The following is a 16,174-nucleotide window of genomic DNA, read 5'->3' as shown; positions in this document are numbered from 1 at the left end:
CTTCTGACTCCTGTGCTGCGGCGCGCACGCCGTCTGTGGAAAACAGTTCCGCATCAACCCGTCTGGTTCATGGGCATGGCCTCATGGTAGATTCGACCCGGCATTCGAAGAATTCAAAATTAGAAATGCCCCCCTTCTGCGTGGTGGAACATGAGACATGATCTGACGGACCTGCGTTTGTTCTTGAACGTGGGCGAAACACTCAATCTGACCCGTGCTGCGGAACGCACTTTCCTGTCCTTGCCCGCGGCAAGCGCGCGGGTCAAGCACATGGAAGAGGCATTCAAGGCCCGTCTGCTGGTGCGCATGGCCACCGGCGTCGCGCTCACGCCCGCCGGCGAAGTGCTGCTCAAGCACGCCAATGCCGTCTTCCGCCAGCTTGAATGCCTGAACGCCGATCTGCAGCCCTACGCCAGCGGCCTGAAAGGCCGCCTGCGCCTGCTGGCCAACACCACCGCCACGAACTCCTTCCTGGCCGATGCGCTGTCCACGTTCCTTGCGGAGAACCCCGACGTCGACGTCGAGCTCGAGGAAAAAATCTCCGGCGACATCGTCATCGCGATCCGCGCGGGCGCCGGCGACCTGGGCCTCGTCGCCGGCAACATCGACGTCGAAGGCCTGGACGTCACGCCGCTGTTCCGCGACGAACTCACCGTAGTCACATCGCTGGACCATCCGCTGGCCGCACAGAAGACCGCGCATTTCGCCGACCTTGTGGACGCCTACCAGTTCGTCGGCATCCACCCGGACAGCGCGATCCAGACCTTCCTCGAAGACATCGCCAGCGGCCTGGGCAAGCGCATCTGCCAACGCGTCCACGTAGGCAGCTTCGAAGCCGTGTGCCGCATGGTCGAGGCCGGCGCAGGCATCGCCGTCGTGCCGCGCGCGTGCGCGGCGCGCTACAGCCGCCCAGATTTCCTGCACGTGTTGAAACTGGATGACCCCTGGGCGCTGCGCGATCGCCTGCTGTGCCGCCAGCGCGGCCGCGACCTGCCCAGCTTCGCCGAGTGCTTCATCGGTCACGTGCAACGCGCCGCACGCGGGCAGTAAGGGGGCCGCAACAGACGGGACGCCTGCAGCCAATCGCGCCTGCAACAGATAAGGCGCCCGCCACCCATGGCAGCCCGCGTCGTCGTCGTGCGCTTGCGACGCTGAAACGCCCGCAGTCGGTCACCTGAATGCACCGGTCGGGGTTTGCCCTGATCAGAATGTCCTAGCCCGTGTGCCGTAGCCCGGCCGCACCGCGAGATCGCCGGGCGTGCAGTCCGTCTTTCCGGCAGCGCGAAAGAGGGGCTTTTGCAAATACGTAGCGGCGTCGATCCGCATTCGGCAAATAATAAAAAACAGCGGCGGGCGGCAGCACGCGATGTCCAGCCGTGACCAGAACAAAACTCAGGAGACTGCCGTGATTCATCAAGACCGCCGCCGCGTCCTCGCGGGGCTGGGCGCAGCCTGCGCCGCCGCCATGCTTCCATCCTGGGCCCGCGCCGCCACCTGGCCGGGCCACGCCGTCACCTTCATCGTTCCCTTTCCCGCCGGCGGCCCCGTCGACACCACCGCACGCTTCACCACGCAGCCCCTTGGCCAACTCTGGTCCGTGCCCACCGTCGTCGACAACAAGTCTGGCGCCGGCGGCATCGTCGGCGCCCAGTTCGCCGCGAAAGCAGAGCCCGACGGCTACAACTTCTTCTTCGCCTCCATCCACCACGCAGTCCTTCCCAGCCTGCGCAACAACCTCAGCTACGACATTACCACCGACTTCGTGCCAGTAGGCATGGCCGCGGTATTCCCCATCGTCCTCGTCGTCAACGCAGCGCTGCCCGTCAACACCGTCAGCGAACTCATCGCCTACGCCAAACAGAACCCCGGCAAACTGTCCTTCAGTTCCTCCGGCACCGGCGGCGGCACGCACCTGGCCGGCGAACTCTTCAACGCCATGGCCGGCGTGCGCATCCAGCACGTCCCATACCGCGGCAGCGCACCCGCCATGCAAGATCTGCTCGGCGGCCAGGTGCAAGTCATGTTCGCCGACGGCCCCTCCGCCGTCCCCCACCTCAAAGGCGGCAAGATCCGCGCGCTGGGCGTCGGCAACCCCACACGATCCAGCATGGTCCCCGACATCCCCACCATCGCCGAATCGGGCCTGCCCGGCTACGAAGCCTACTCGTGGAGCGGCGTCATGGCGCCCAAAGGCACCCCGCCCGACATCGTCAAGCGCATCAACGCGGACATGGTGAAGGTCCTGTCGAACGACAGCACCGCAAAGGCAATGATCGCCGCCGGCGCGGAACCCAAGCCGGGATCACCCGAGGAATTTGGAAAGTTCGTGCGCGACGAAATCGCAAAGTGGCGCGACCTGATCAAGACCGCGAACATCAAGCTGGAGTAATCCAGTCGGAATCGTGAAGATCAGCGTGAATTGGGCTGGTCAGCATTGCCGACATCAACCGAGGAGTGACCTGACGCAGCGCGCGATTGCGCATCAGGTCACTCGCGCAACCGCGGTGGTGATCAGCGCACCGCGAACCAGTTGCCAGACAAACTGCCGTTCATGCCGCAAAACGGCGGCCCAAAGCCCTCATTCTTCACTCCGGCAGGCGGCGTCTCAACCGTCACCAGCACTGCACCGCGGCGCTTGAGCGTCAGCGACCAGGGCGGTCCATCCTGATAGATCACCGTCAGCGTGTCGCCCGACACAATGCCCCGGCCGCTCAAATCGCAAACCCAGTTCCCGCTATACGGCCGCGCCGAATTCGCCGCCACCAGAAACTCGCCACGCGAATTCTGCGTCACCTCGATCTCGCCTTCGATGTTCCTCCACTTGCCGACAAATCCATCAGCCGGCTTAGGATTGATCGCCTTCAGAAACTCCAAGCGATATCGCATGGTGTCGGTAAGCGCCTGGAAAGGCGTGCTCTGCACGTAGGGCTCTGCATACGCTCTGTCGCGCACGCCCAGAAAGTACTTCTGATCGGCAACCAACGCCTTGGCCGCCTCGGCATCCAGTTGATCGCGCACGGCTTTGTATTGCTGTGCAATGGCAGCGTCCTGATCCCCCAACCGCGAATTGCCGCAAAGAGACTTCTCAACCGGCGTGGAAGCCTTGGCGCAATTGAACGAGGGCGCGGCCACAACACTGCCAGCCATCGCCAGCGAAGCCGAAAGGACCAGATGTCGAATCATGGTGTGAAGCTCTCCAGAGGATGTACAAGTCCGGCCGCCGACCGGCGCCGCATGACCGCGCAGTTTACCGGTGTTGCCGTCACATCGGAGAAGGTGTCTGGACACCCTGCGAAGATTGCCGTCATGCGGCGGATGTACCTCAAGGGCGTCAGAAATCTGCCCCAAGGGCGTCAGGCGCCAGAGTGCGAAATGCCCTCGGCAAGCGCGAAGCGTCATCCCCTGACGCAAGACACCGCGTAAGCGTCCGGAGGCCGCCCGCGCGGCCAACCGGCCGCGGGCCCCGCAAGACGCTCCAACCCCGCGCAAGCGCAGCCAAGAACCTCAAGAACTCAACCCGCCCCAGCGCCCGCCAAGCTGAAACCACCCGAGCCCGGTGCGGCGTCGGCCTGGGGCGCGCGGGGCGTGTAGATGCGCCCGAGGGAATCGGAAGGCAGTCGCCGAAGGCGACAACGACGATGACGACGGGGCAGTCCGGAGCGAAGGCTCCGGACCGCAATCGTAGCCCCGCGCGCCCCAGGCCGACGACGTGCCGGGCGCCAAAAGAACCATCCCCGCTAGCGGCTAAGCCGAGCGTCGGGAAACCCCCTTGAAAGCATCCCAATACTCCCCCTCCAACTGCGCCACCAGCTCTGCAACAGCCAATACCTCCTGCACAGCCCCCACCCCCTGCCCAGCACTCCAAACATCCTTCCAAGCCTTAGGCCGAGAACTCTTATCCATATTCGGAGGCGGCGTCACCCCATTGCTGCCCAACACAACCGGATCCAACCCCGCAGCCAAAATACTGGCCGACAAATAATTCGCCGGCACCCCGGAAAAGTAAGCCGTATAAGTCACATCCCCCGCCTGCGCAGCCAGCACCATCTCCCGATAAGCATCCCCCGCCAGCGACTCCCGGGTAGCAATAAACCGAGTCCCCATATAAGCAAAATCGCATCCAAGCACCTGCGCAGCCAAAATATCCTTCCCATGGCTGATGCATCCAGATAACGCCAACGGCCCGTCATAAAAGGCCCGTATCTCATTCACCAGCGCAATCGGATTCATCTGCCCCGCATGTCCGCCGGCCCCTGCGGCGACCAGGATCAACCCGTCAACCCCCGCATCCAGCGCCCGCTTCGCATGCCGCACGTTCGTCACATCGTGATAGACCAACCCCCCATAGGCATGCGCCGCCTTCACGACAGCCTCCGGCGCGTGCAGAGAAGTAATCAGCAACGGCACCCGCCGTTCCGCACAAATCGCCAAGTCGCCTTGCCAGCGCGGATTGCTCGGATGCACGATCAGGTTCACCCCATACGGCGCCACCTTCTGCGATGGCGCCGCGAGACGCCGCGCCGCCAGTCCATCTTCGATCCGCGTGATCCACTCGTGCAACTGCTCCTGCGGCCGCGCGTTCAACGACGGAAACGTCCCGATGATCCCCGCCGCGCACTGCGCGACCACCAGTTGCGGCCCCGACACCAGAAACATTGGGGCGCCAATCACAGGCAGGCGGATCTGGTCTCGCAATGCGGACGGGGAATTCATCGTCATGCTCCGGGGAAAATCAATTGGCCTGAATTTTCGCGGTCTGGATCACGTCCGACCACAACGCGTACTCGCGGTCGATCCGCGCCTGCAGCGCCTTCGAATCGCCCGCGTTGATCGTGTACCCGCTTTCCGTCATCGCCTGGCGGAAAGCCGGATCCTTCGACACCTCCGACAGCGCCTGTGTCAGCCGCGCCGTCACCGCATCAGGCAGCTTCTTCGGCCCCACCAGCGCATACCAGCCCACCACCTCGTAATCCTTCATGCCGGCCTCCATCATCGTCGGCACGTCCGGCAGCTCCGGATTGCGCGTCTTCGACGTCACCGCCAGCGCCCGCGCCTTGCCGCTCTTCACGAACGGAATCGCCGTGCTCGTGATGTCGAACATGAACGTCACCTTCCCGCTCACCACGTCCATCATCGCCGGTGAATTCCCCCGATACGGCACGTGCAGCATCGACGCCTGGCTCTGCTTCTTCAGCAATTCAGCCGAAAGATGATTCGACGCCCCGATCCCCGCTGACCCGAACGACACCGCCTCCGGATGCTCCCGCGCATAGGTAACGAGCTCGCCCACGTTCTTCGCTGGAATCTGCGGCCCGATCAGCAGCACGTTGGCATAGTCCACCACCAGCCCGATCAACGAAAAATCCTTGCGCGGATCGAACAGCGTGCTGCGCTGGACCAGCGGCGACATCGTCAGCGTCGGGCTGGCGGCAAAGCCCAGCATGTAGCCGTCCGGCGTCGCCTTGGCGGTCGCGTCCGACGCGATCATGCCGCTCGCGCCCGCCCGGTTCTCCACCACCACGGTCTGTCCCAGCTTGTCGCCGAGATACTTCGCAAAGACACGCGCCGTCGTGTCCACCGGGCCGCCCGGCGCGTAGCCCACCAGCAGGCGGATGGGACGGTCGGGATACGTCTGCGCGGCCGCGGTTTGCGCGCCAGCCAGCGCGGCCACGGCCGAGGCCGCGGCGATCAGGGTCTTGATGTTCACGCTCTTGTCTCCTTGTGCATAGGTGGCCGGTCGTCAGAGCGGAACAGCTGTCCGCGCCTACGCCAGCCTTTCTTTCAGCGGCTGCTTCAGGATCTTGCCGCTGACGGTGGTGGGAATCGTCTCGATGGGAATGATCCGCGCCGGCCGCTTGTACGGCGCAAGCTGGGCGCGCAGGTGCAGCATCAGCAGATTCGTGTCGATCGTCGCGCCCGGCAGCGGCTCGACGAAAGCGATGACCTCTTCGTTGTGATCTTCGGTGTCGCGTCCCACCACGGCCGACAGCCGCACACCGGGAAACGCGTTGATCACCGACTCGACCTCGATCGGGTACACGTTGAAGCCCGACCGGATGATCAGGTCCTTCGACCGCCCCGAGATGAACAGCGCGCCGCTGGCGTCGACAAAGCCGATGTCGCCCGTGTTGAGCCAGCCGCCCGGCAGCAGTGCCTGCGCTGTCTGTTCCGGATTGCGGTAATAGCCCAGCATCACGCCCGGACCGCGGATCAGCAGGTCGCCGCGCGTGCCCGGCGCCGGGACCGCGTCCGGGCTGCCGATACGCAGCTCCACGCCGTCCACCGCATGCCCCGCCGAGCAATCGTCCCGCGGCGAATCGATGTCCGTGATGAACATGGACCCCGCGTATTCCGTGATGCCGTAGCCGTGGTGCATCGGCACGCCGAAGTACCGTTCGGCGTCGCGCTTCTGTGTCGGATCCAGCGCCGCGCCGCCCGTGTACAGGTAGCGCAAGGCCGGCGCGCGCAGTTCCGCGCGGGGCGGCGCCACCGCCATCAGGCGGCTGAACATCGTCGGCACGCCCTGCAGGATGCTGACGCCGGGATGCGCCAGCGCCTTGAACACGTCTTCCGGATCGAAGCGGCTGCGCAGCACCAGACTGGCCCCTGCGTGCAGCGTGGCCATCAACACGGTCGCGATGCCGAAGATGTGCGACATCGGCAGCGCCGCGTAACCGATATCGTGCGGCGTCAGCCGGCGTGACGCCGCCGACACCCGCGCAAAGTGGATCAGCCCGCGATGCGGCACCATCACGCCCTTGGGCGCGCCAGTGGTGCCTGACGTGTAGATCACCGTGGCGACCTCGCCGGCCAGCTCGCCGGTTTCGGCGTGCGTCGGCTCGGCCGCGCGCGCGGCAGCGACGCCCGGTCCCCAGACGGCCGCGTCCGCGTCGTCCGCGCCCGCCGCGGCGGCATGGGCGGCAGCCGCCGCCGACACGCCGCTCGTGAACAGCACCAGCTCGGGCTGCGCGTGCTGGCGGATGTTGTCGATCTCGCGGCCGGACAGGCGCGCGTTCACGCCCACCGGCCAAGCGCCTGCCACGCCGCACCCGAACAGCGCCGCCAGCATCGCCGTGCAGTTCTCACCCACCATCATCACGCGATGGCCGGGCTGCACGCCCTGGCCGCGCAGCCATTGCGCTGTGTCCTGCACCCGCTGCCACAACTGGGCATAGGTCACCGTGCCGCCGCCTTCCTCGTACAGGCAGATGGCGTCGGGCTGCCGGCGCGCCTGCAGCGCCAGGATGTCGTGGATGCGGGTGATGGGTTCTGCGTGAGACATGGGTTGATACGTCAGGATCAAAGAGTTGCCTGGGTGCCCAGGATGGCGGTCGATTGGCTGGACAGGGTACCGCCATTGCCATGCACCAGCGCAAGCTGTGCGTCCGAAACCTGCCGTTCGCCGCATTCGCCGCGAAGCTGGCGCACTGCCTCGATCATGATGAAGACGCCGTACATGCCGGGATGCACGCAGCACAGCCCGCCGCCGTTGGTGTTGACCGGCAGCCGGCCCCCGGGCGCGATGGCGCCGTCCGCGATGAACTCCTTGCTTTCGCCCTTGGCGCAGAAGCCCAGGTCTTCCAGGAACAGCAACGTGTTGATGGTGAACGCGTCGTAGAGTTCGACGACGTCGATGTCCTTGGGGGCAAGGCCCGCCATCGCGAAGGCCCGGCGGCCGGACTCGGACGCGGCGGTGACCGTCAGGTCTTCCATCGAAGAGATCTGCCGGTTCCACACCGCCGTCGCATTGCCCAGCACATAGACGGGCGGGCGCGGCAAGTCGCGCGCGCGGTCGGCGCGCACCAGCACGTAGGCGCCCGCGCCGTCGGTGACCAGGCAGCAATCGCGCACGCTCAAGGGGTCGGACACCATGCGCGCAGACAGAATCTGATCCAGCGTGGCCGGCTCGCGCAATTGCGCTTCCGGATTGAGCTGCGCCCACTGGTTGGCCGCCAGCGCCACCCGCGCCAGATCTTCGCGCCGGGTGCCGTACTGATGCATGTGCCGGGCGGCTGCCAGCGCGTACGAGGACAACGGGTTGAGCGGATCGTAGGGGGACTCGTAGGGTTGCGGATCGAACTGCTTGCGCACGCGTCCCACCTCGGCGCGGCTGAGCGTGGACGTGCGCTGCGTGCTGCCGTAGCAGACCAGCACGGCATTGCACTGGCCGGAGGCCAGCGCGTGCAGCGCCGGCATCAGATGCGCCACGAAGCTCGAGCCGCCCAGCATGGTGCTGTCGATGAACGTCGGGCGGATGCCCAGGTGTTCGATCACCGGCATGGCCCACATCGGCGCGGCCACACTGGCCGTGCAGATGCCGTCGATGTCGCGCATCGTCAGGCCCGCGTCCGCCACGGCGCGCTGCGCTGCCTGCACCAGGATTTCCATTTCGGTAAAGCCCGTGGCCTGTCCGAGGCCCGCGTGGCCCACGCCGGCCACCGCCACGGCGCCGCGCAATTCGTTCAGCGTCATGCCGCCTCCTTGTTGGGAACAAAGACGACCAGCCCGCGGCCGTCCTGCTGGATCACCTGCGCGCGCACGCCCATGCCGATGCGAACGGCGTCCGGCGCCACACCGTCGACGCGGCTCATCAGCCGCACGCCTTCCTGCAGGTCGATCAGCGCGACGTTGTAGTCGCCACCCGCCTCGGGCTTGCGCCGCACGACAGTCGTGGAATAGACGGTGCCGCGTCCGTCGGGCGCCGTGAAGGAAAGCTTGTCCGCGCCGCAGTGCGGGCAGATCATGCGGGGATAGAACACGGCGCGGTCGCAGCCGCCGCAGCGCTGGATGAGGAAGCGGCCGTCGTCGAGCGCCTGGCGGTATTGCGCCTCGACGCCTTGCGAGACGCCATCCGTCTGATCGGGAGCAGTCATGGTGCGATGGGATTCCAGTGATTGAAGCGTGAAGCTGAACAGCGCCTAGTGTCCGCACTGCCAACGGCTTCGGCCATTCTTCATTGCTGAAGCAGGACTTTTGCCAATCCGTAGTGGACCGCACGCCCTACACGCAACGCGAAGCCCGTCTTCGGGAGAGGCAGATTGTCCGGCCGTACGCGCCGTGGCTAGATACCGGGCAAAGGAGGTGGACCATGAACCTGACCTGGACGCCAGAAGAGCGCCAATTCCGCGAAGCCGTGCGCGCCTTCGCCGCCGAGAAGCTGCCGGAAGACATACGCGCCAAGGTGCTGCGGCACCAGCGGCTGGAACGCGACGACTACGTGCGGTGGCACAACATCCTGGCAGACCAGGGTTGGGGCGCGCCCAACTGGCCGGTCGAGCACGGCGGCACGGGGTGGAACGCCTTGCAGCGCCTGATCTTCGAAGTGGAATGCTTCAAGGCGGGCGCGCCGCGGCTGCTGCCGTTCGGCCTGTCCATGATCGGCCCCGTGCTGATGAAATACGGCAGCGCCGAGCAGAAGGCCCGGTTGCTGCCGCGCATGATCCGTGTGGAGGACTGGTGGTGCCAGGGGTATTCCGAGCCGGGCTCCGGTTCCGACCTGGCGTCCCTCAAAACCCGCGCCGTGCGCGATGGTGACGACTATGTGGTCAACGGCCAGAAGACCTGGACCACGCTCGCCCAATATGCGGACTGGATGTTCTGCCTGGTGCGCACCGATCCCGATGCGCGCGCGCAGCGCGGCATCTCGATGCTGCTGCTGGACATGCGCTCGCCGGGCGTCACGGTGCGGCCCATCCGCACGCTGGACGGCGGCCATGACGTCAACGAGGTCTGGCTGGAAGACGTGCGCGTGCCGGTTGTCAATCTTGTCGGCGAGGAAAACCAGGGCTGGACCTACGCCAAGTACCTGCTCGGCCACGAGCGCACCGGCATTGCGGGCCTGGGCCATTGCCACCGCGAGCTGGGCATCCTGAAAGACATGGCGGCGCGTGCGCAGTCGCGCGGCAGGCCGCTGCTGCAGGACAGCCGGATGCGCGACCGCATCTCGCGTATCGAGGTCGACATCATGGCGCTGGAAATGCTGCTGCTGCGCGTGGCCGCCAGCAACGATGGCACGCCCGGGCCGGAGGCCTCGGTGCTGAAGATCCGCGGGTCCGAGATCCAGCAGGACCTGGCCATGCTGCAGATGGAAGTCGCGGGCCCGGACGCCTGGCCTTATGACCCCGACTGGCTGGTGGCCGGCAACGATTTCCATGGCCCCGGCCCCGAGATGGCTGCCGCCGCCGGCGCCGGCTATGCCGATATGCGCAAGACCTCGATCTATGGCGGCACGACCGAAGTGCAGAAGGGCATCATCGCCCGCCTCGTGCTGGGCGTGTAGGCCCGCCGCGCAACCCCGACAGGAACACGACGCATGGATTTCATCTACACGGAAGAACAGCGCATGCTGGCCGACAGCCTGCGCCGCCTGGTGGACCAGGCATGGACCTTTCCCCAGCGGCGCGCCCGCCAGGCCGCGGGCACGCTGGACCGGCAGGCCTGGAATGCGCTGGCAGAACTGGGCGTGCTGGGCCTGACCATTTCGCAGGACCACGGCGGCTTTGGCGAGGTGCCGGCCAGCCTGCTGCCGGTGCACGTCGAGCTGGGGCGCGGGCTGGTGTCCGAGCCGGTCATCCCGAGCGCGGTGATGGGCGCGGCGTTGGCGGACGGCTGCGGTGAGGCGGCACGCGGCCGCTGGCTGCCGGCCATTGCCTCGGGCGAGGCCATCGTCAGCGTGGCGTGGCAGGAGCCCGGCCGGCGATATGCGGCTGATCCGCAGGACTGCCGTGCTGCGCAGACCGCCGAAGGCTGGCGGCTGGACGGCGCCAAGCACCTGGTCTGGCACGGCGCGGCCGCCGATGCGTGGTTCGTCAGCGCGCGCGGTGGCGATGGTCAGACCGTCCTGTTGGCGGTGCCGGCCGATGCGGCCGGCGTGCGCGTGACGGACACGCCCACGCTGGATGGCGCGCGCTGCGCGCGGCTGGACTTCGATGCGGTGACGCTGACCGCGGAGGCGCTGCTCGCAGCGGGCGCCGCGGCCGACGATGCGCTGGCGCAGGCGTTGCAATGGGGCACGGCCGCGCTGTGCGCGCACGCGGCCGGCGCAATGGAGCGGCTGCTGCAAATCACGGTGGAATACCTGAAGACCCGCAAGCAGTTCGGCCAGCCGCTGGCGTCCTTCCAGGCGCTGCAGCACCGGATGGCCGAGATGCTGGTGGCCAAGGAGCTCGCGCTGTCCATGGCCTATGTGGCGGTGGCGGCGTTGACCGAATCCGACGCGGCGCAGCGGCGCCGCATGATCGCGTCGGCCAAGCTGGAAGCCGCGCGCGCCGGCCGTCTGGTCGCGCAGCTGGCCGTGCAGTTGCACGGCGGCATGGGCATGACGGACGAACTGGAGGTCGGCGATTATTTCAAGCGCCTGACCGTCGTGGATCAATTGATGGGCGATACGGCCGAGCAGCTGGCCGTGCTGGAGGAGTTGGCATGAGCGCGCACGTACCAGCTTTTACTCAGATCCAGTTCACGCTGGACCGCGGTGTGGGCGTCATTACGCTGAACCGTCCTGAGCGCATGAACAGCTTCACCGAGGTCATGCACGGCGAGCTGTCGCGCGCGCTGGACCTGCTGGAAGGGCATAAAAACCTGCGCGGCCTCGTGATCACCGGCGCGGGCCGCGGATTTTGCGCCGGCCAGGACCTGGGCGAACGCAAGCCCGCCGAAGACGGCTCGCGCCGCGATCTGAGCCTGATGCTGGAAAAGTGCTATCGCCCGCTCATCAACCGCCTGCGCGCGTTGCCGGTGCCGGTGGTGTGCATCATGAACGGCGTGGCGGCAGGCGCGGGCGCCAGTCTGGTGCTGGCGTGCGACGTGGTGTTTGCGGTGGAATCGGCGCGCTTCGTGCAGGCGTTCAGCAAGATCGGCCTGTTGCCCGATGCGGGCGGAACGTGGTTCCTGCCGCGCCTGGTCGGGTCGGCGCGCGCGATGGGCGCGGCGCTGTTCGGGGAACCGGTGTCGGCCGCGCAGGCGGAGGCCTGGGGTCTGATCTGGCGGGTGGTGCCCGACGCGGCGCTGGCGGAAACGATCCAGCAGGTGACGGACACGCTGGCCGCCGGCCCCACGCGCGCCTATGGGGCCACCAAGGCGGCGTTGCAGGCATCCAGCGGCAACACGCTGGCGCAGCAGTTCGATCTGGAATGCAGCCTGCAGCGCGAGCTGGGCTACACCGACGATTACCTGGAGGGCATGCGCGCCTTCGCGGAAAAGCGGCCCCCGGCGTTCACCGGCAAATGACGCGGCGCAACGTCAGGGCGTTTGCGGCGTCTGGATCTGGTCGATGAGTTCGCGCGCGCAGCCGGGCAGGGCGTCGATGTCGCGCACCAGCAGCTTGCGCTCGCGCACCACCCACGGCTCGTCCAGCTCGACAACTTGCAGCTTGGTGTCTGCCCCGTAGCGGCGCGCGGCCGAGTCGGGAATGACGCCGACGCCCACGCCCGCCTGCACCATGCGGCAGATCGAGTCGAAGCTGTAGAGCTGGATGCGCTGCGGCAGGCGCTGGCCGACGCGTTCCAGCTGGTCGCGCAGGAAGGCCACGAGCGTGGAGCCTTCGTGCATGGTGATGAACGGATAGCGCACGGCGTCCACCAGTTTGACCTTGTCCTGGTCCTGCAACGGATGGCCGTTGGGCACCACCAGCACCAGGCGGTCGGTGCTGAAGTGGATGGTCTGCAATTCGGGTGCATCCACCGGACCCGCGACGATGCCCAGGTCGGTGGTGCCATCCAGCACGCCGCGCACGATGTCGCGCGTCAGGCGTTCCTGCAGGTCGACCGTGACGCCCGGATGGCCCGACAGGAATTGCGCCAGGATGTCCGGCATGAATTCCGTGACGGCCGTGGTGTTGGCAAAGATGCGGATGTGGCCGGCGTCGCCGTCGGCCTGTTCCTGGAAGTCGTGTTTCAGGTGATCCACCTGCCGCATGATGACGCGCGCATGCTGCAGCAGTTTCTGCCCGGCAGGCGTGATTTCGACGCCGCGGCTGTCGCGGTAGAGCAGGCGGGAATTGAGCTGGTTCTCCAGCGCCTTGATTCGCACGCTGACCGCGGCCAGGGACAGATGCGCCCGCTTGGCTGCCTGCGTCAGGCTGGGGGATTCGGCGATGTGGATGAACAGTCGGAGGTCGGCAAGGTCGAAGTGCATGGGCCATATATTACGGCGGCCGGCGCCGGCGCGGATGGCCGATTCAGGCGCAGCAAACCCCGCCTTGAGGAAAAACGAATTCACACGCCCGACGGCTTGCGGGCATGCTTCAGGCTGTAAAAACACCACCAGAGGAACTCGGCATGACATCTACAGATCCGGCCGCGTGGATCGGCAGCGGCGAACGCAAGGCGGACGCCATGGATCCCGGCCACGCCGCGCGTATCGCCGCCACCCTGGGCGGTCCGGTGCCGGCCGAGGGCGACGACCTCCCGCCGTTGTGGCAATGGGCGTTCTTCATCTCCACCGTGGGCATGGACGGGTTGGGGACGGATGGCCACCCGTCGCGCGGCGGTTTCCTGCCGCCCGCGCAGGACCGCAACCGCATGTGGGCGGGCGGCCGGGTGGAATTCCGCCAGCCGCTCAAGGTCGGCGTGCCGGCCGAGCGCGTGTCCACCGTGGCCGAGGTCAAGGAAAAGACCGGCCGCACCGGCTCCCTGCTGTTCGTGACCGTGCAGCATGAATACCGGCAGGCAGGCGAAGTGGCCATCCTGGAAGAGCAGGACATCGTGTACCGCCAGCCCACGCCGCCCAAGCTCACGGGCAGCGAGCCGGCGCCGCAGGCGCAATGGCGCGACACGGTCAATCCCACGTCGGTGCTGCTGTTCCGCTATTCGGCCGTCACCTTCAACGGCCATCGCATCCACTACGACCATCCCTATGTCACCGGCGTCGAAGGCTATCCCGGCCTGGTGGTCCACGGCCCGCTCATCGCCACCGAGATGGTCGCCGCCTTTGTGCGCGCGCATCCCAAGGCCCGCCTCACGCATCTTGCCTACCGCGGCCTGCGTCCGCTGATTTCCCCCGCGCCCTTCCAGGTTGCCGGCCGCCTGTCCGAGCCGGGCGTCGCCCAGCTCTGGGCCGAGCAGGACGGCACGCTGGCCCATCAAGCCGAATTGAGGTTCACCGAATGAACATGCAGGCCTCCCGCCCGCTGGACGGCATCACCGTCGTCAGCCTGGAACACGCCATCGCCGCGCCTTTCTGCACCCGCCAACTGGCGGACATGGGCGCGCGCGTCATCAAGATCGAACGCCCCGGGACCGGCGACTTCGCACGCGGCTACGACGAGCGCGTGCGGGGCCTGTCCTCGCACTTCGTCTGGACCAACCGCTCCAAGGAAAGCCTGACGCTGGACCTGAAGCGCGACGAAGCCGGCGGCATCATGGACCGCCTGCTGGAATCGGCCGACGTGCTGGTGCAGAACCTGGCGCCCGGCGCCGCGGCGCGCCTGGGCCTGTCGTTCGAGGCGCTGCACCAGAAATACCCGCGCCTCATCGTCTGCGACATCTCGGGCTACGGCGAGGGCGGCCCCTACCAGGACAAGAAGGCCTACGACCTCCTCATCCAGAGCGAAAGCGGCTTCCTGTCGGTCACCGGCACGAAGGACGATCCGGTCAAGGCAGGATGTTCCATCGCGGACATCGCCGCGGGCATGTACGCCTATTCGGCCATCCTGAACGCGCTGCTGCTGCGCCAGCGCACGGGCCAGGGCAGCCGGCTGGACGTGTCCATGCTGGAGAGCATGGTCGAGTGGATGGGTTTCCCCATGTACTACGCCTTTGACGGCGCCGCGCCGCCCGTGCGCGCGGGCGCGGCGCATGCCTCCATCTATCCGTACGGGCCGTTCCCGGTGGGCGGCGGTTCGACCATCATGCTGGGCCTGCAGAACGAACGCGAATGGCGCGTCTTCTGCGCCCAGGTGCTGCGCCAGGCCGAGCTGGCCGAGGACCCGCGCTTCATCTCCAATTCGCTGCGCACCGCCAACCGCGACGCGCTGCGCGCGCTGATCGTTGCCGCGTTTGCCGACCTGTCCATTGAGCAGGTGACGCAACGCCTGGAAGACGCCCAGATCGCCAATGCGCGCGTCAACGACATGGCCGGCGTGTGGGCGCATCCGCAATTGCAGGCGCGCCAGCGCTGGAGCGAGGTCGATAGCCCCGCCGGCATGCTGCCGGCACTGCTGCCGCCCGCCACCAGCAACGCGTTCACGGCGCACATGGGGCCTGTGCCCGCGGTGGGCCAAAATACCGATGCGGTGCTAGCATCTCTGGGATACGCGCCGGATCAGGTGGCGCAGCTCCATGCCTCGGAGGTTGTGTGACGCATCCCGTCGTTCGTAGCGCCCTGTTTGTGCCGGCCTCGCGGCCCGAACGCATCCCCAAAGCGCTGGCTGCGGGCGCGGACGCCGTCATCGTGGACCTGGAAGACGCCGTGGAGCACCTGGCCAAGGCGTCGGCCCGCGAAGCCCTGTGCGATTTCCTGGGCTTGAATCGCGAGGCCCGGCTCTGGGTGCGCATCAACGACGCCTCCACGTCCTGGCACGACGACGATCTGAAGGCCTGCCGCGGCAGGGCCGGCGTGGCGGGCATCCTGCTGCCCAAGGCCGAAAGCATGATGCAGGTGCGGCACGCAGCGCAGACCGGCTGTCCCGTGATTCCCATTCTTGAAACCGCGCAGGGCATTCTCAATGCCGGCGAGATCGCCGCCACCCCTGGTGTTGCGCGGCTGGCGTTCGGCAGTCTGGATTACGGCCTGGACCTGGGCCTGACGCCCGACACGCCGGGCGCCGAAACCGTGCTGGACCACGCCCGGGTGCAGGTGCTGCTGCACACCCGTGCCGCAGGCCTGGCGCCTGCGTTGGATGGCGTCTTTCCCGGTGTGCAGGATCAGGCCGGACTGGCCGCGGCAGCCGGCCGCGCGCAGCAGATGGGCTTTGGCGGCATGCTGTGCATCCATCCCACGCAGGTGCCCGTCATCCACGCCGCTTTCGTGCCGGCCCAGCAGGAACTCGACTGGGCGCGGCGCGTCATCGCCGCGCACCGCGACACGGCCGCGGGCACGTTCATGCTGGATGGCAAGATGGTCGACGCACCTGTCATCGCACGAGCGCGGCTGGTGCTGGCGCAGGCGGGCGAATCCGCGCGCGGCTGAATCCCGCGCCGGCGCCTCGTCCAGACCCTGCGCCGAGGCGCCCCGC

At 67.1% G+C, this 16,174-nt stretch carries 15 protein-coding genes; 8 read left to right on the top strand and 7 right to left on the bottom strand.

What is annotated here, in order from left to right:
* The first annotated feature begins 150 nt into the window (after positions 1-150).
* Both HV681_RS12065 and HV681_RS12060 read left to right on the top strand, forming a co-directional pair.
* Complete coding sequence (locus tag HV681_RS12065; protein WP_056569094.1) at positions 151-1,050, top strand: LysR substrate-binding domain-containing protein; 900 nt, start codon at positions 151-153, stop codon at positions 1,048-1,050.
* Between the two features lie 316 nt (positions 1,051-1,366).
* Entirely contained in the window at positions 1,367-2,389 is a 1,023-nt protein-coding gene (locus tag HV681_RS12060; protein WP_175123287.1) for a Bug family tripartite tricarboxylate transporter substrate binding protein, read from the top strand.
* Between the two features lie 122 nt (positions 2,390-2,511).
* Here HV681_RS12060 and HV681_RS12055 read toward each other — a convergent pair whose 3' ends face one another.
* The 6 genes from HV681_RS12055 to HV681_RS12030 all read right to left on the bottom strand — a co-directional run bounded on the left by HV681_RS12055 (position 2,512) and on the right by HV681_RS12030 (position 8,873).
* Complete coding sequence (locus HV681_RS12055) at positions 2,512-3,183, bottom strand: lysozyme inhibitor LprI family protein (RefSeq protein WP_175123286.1); 672 nt, start codon at positions 3,181-3,183, stop codon at positions 2,512-2,514.
* 561 nt (positions 3,184-3,744) lie between these two features.
* Positions 3,745-4,713 (bottom strand): NAD(P)H-dependent flavin oxidoreductase, encoded by a 969-nt coding sequence (locus tag HV681_RS12050; RefSeq protein ID WP_175123285.1) that lies wholly within the window; start codon positions 4,711-4,713, stop codon positions 3,745-3,747.
* Between the two features lie 19 nt (positions 4,714-4,732).
* Positions 4,733-5,707 (bottom strand): Bug family tripartite tricarboxylate transporter substrate binding protein, encoded by a 975-nt coding sequence (locus tag HV681_RS12045; protein ID WP_175123284.1) that lies wholly within the window; start codon positions 5,705-5,707, stop codon positions 4,733-4,735.
* A 57-nt stretch (positions 5,708-5,764) separates the two neighbouring features.
* Positions 5,765-7,282, bottom strand: a complete 1,518-nt coding sequence (locus HV681_RS12040) for a class I adenylate-forming enzyme family protein (protein WP_175123283.1) — start codon at positions 7,280-7,282, stop codon at positions 5,765-5,767.
* A gap of 17 nt (positions 7,283-7,299) precedes the next feature.
* A complete protein-coding gene (locus tag HV681_RS12035; protein ID WP_175123282.1) occupies positions 7,300-8,472 on the bottom strand; it encodes a thiolase family protein in 1,173 nt (390 codons plus the stop codon).
* Positions 8,469-8,873: a Zn-ribbon domain-containing OB-fold protein gene (locus HV681_RS12030; RefSeq protein WP_175123281.1), complete on the bottom strand. Its 405-nt coding sequence runs from the start codon at positions 8,871-8,873 to the stop codon at positions 8,469-8,471. Before HV681_RS12030 ends, HV681_RS12035 begins: the two co-directional genes overlap by 4 nt.
* Before the next feature lie 215 nt (positions 8,874-9,088).
* On the opposite strand from HV681_RS12030, the gene HV681_RS12025 reads away from it, so the two are divergent.
* From HV681_RS12025 to paaG, 3 genes are read left to right on the top strand one after another with little or no spacing between them, the layout of a single operon-like run.
* Positions 9,089-10,279, top strand: a complete 1,191-nt coding sequence (locus tag HV681_RS12025; protein ID WP_175123280.1) for an acyl-CoA dehydrogenase family protein — start codon at positions 9,089-9,091, stop codon at positions 10,277-10,279.
* Between the two features lie 33 nt (positions 10,280-10,312).
* Positions 10,313-11,425, top strand: a complete 1,113-nt coding sequence (locus HV681_RS12020) for an acyl-CoA dehydrogenase family protein (RefSeq protein WP_175123279.1) — start codon at positions 10,313-10,315, stop codon at positions 11,423-11,425.
* Complete coding sequence (gene paaG, locus HV681_RS12015; protein WP_175123278.1) at positions 11,422-12,228, top strand: 2-(1,2-epoxy-1,2-dihydrophenyl)acetyl-CoA isomerase PaaG; 807 nt, start codon at positions 11,422-11,424, stop codon at positions 12,226-12,228. Before HV681_RS12020 ends, paaG begins: the two co-directional genes overlap by 4 nt.
* Positions 12,229-12,240: 12 nt before the next feature.
* On the opposite strand, the gene HV681_RS12010 is transcribed toward paaG, so the two are convergent.
* Complete coding sequence (locus HV681_RS12010; protein ID WP_175123277.1) at positions 12,241-13,134, bottom strand: LysR family transcriptional regulator; 894 nt, start codon at positions 13,132-13,134, stop codon at positions 12,241-12,243.
* A gap of 143 nt (positions 13,135-13,277) precedes the next feature.
* Here HV681_RS12010 and HV681_RS12005 point away from each other — a divergent pair, with 143 nt between their 5' ends.
* From HV681_RS12005 to HV681_RS11995, 3 genes are read left to right on the top strand one after another with little or no spacing between them, the layout of a single operon-like run.
* Positions 13,278-14,108 (top strand): HTD2 family dehydratase, encoded by an 831-nt coding sequence (locus HV681_RS12005; RefSeq protein ID WP_175123276.1) that lies wholly within the window; start codon positions 13,278-13,280, stop codon positions 14,106-14,108.
* Positions 14,105-15,298 (top strand): CaiB/BaiF CoA transferase family protein, encoded by a 1,194-nt coding sequence (locus HV681_RS12000; RefSeq protein ID WP_175123275.1) that lies wholly within the window; start codon positions 14,105-14,107, stop codon positions 15,296-15,298. The genes HV681_RS12005 and HV681_RS12000 overlap by 4 nt, the downstream gene beginning before the upstream one ends.
* A complete protein-coding gene (locus tag HV681_RS11995; protein WP_175123274.1) occupies positions 15,295-16,128 on the top strand; it encodes an HpcH/HpaI aldolase/citrate lyase family protein in 834 nt (277 codons plus the stop codon). Before HV681_RS12000 ends, HV681_RS11995 begins: the two co-directional genes overlap by 4 nt.
* Positions 16,129-16,174: the final 46 nt, after the last annotated feature.

Origin of the sequence: Achromobacter animicus, from assembly GCF_902859585.1 — a bacterium.
Classification (GTDB): domain Bacteria; phylum Pseudomonadota; class Gammaproteobacteria; order Burkholderiales; family Burkholderiaceae_B; genus Achromobacter; species Achromobacter animicus.
Note: the sequence above shows the minus strand (reverse complement) of the source record. Positions and strands in the feature narration are given on the sequence as shown.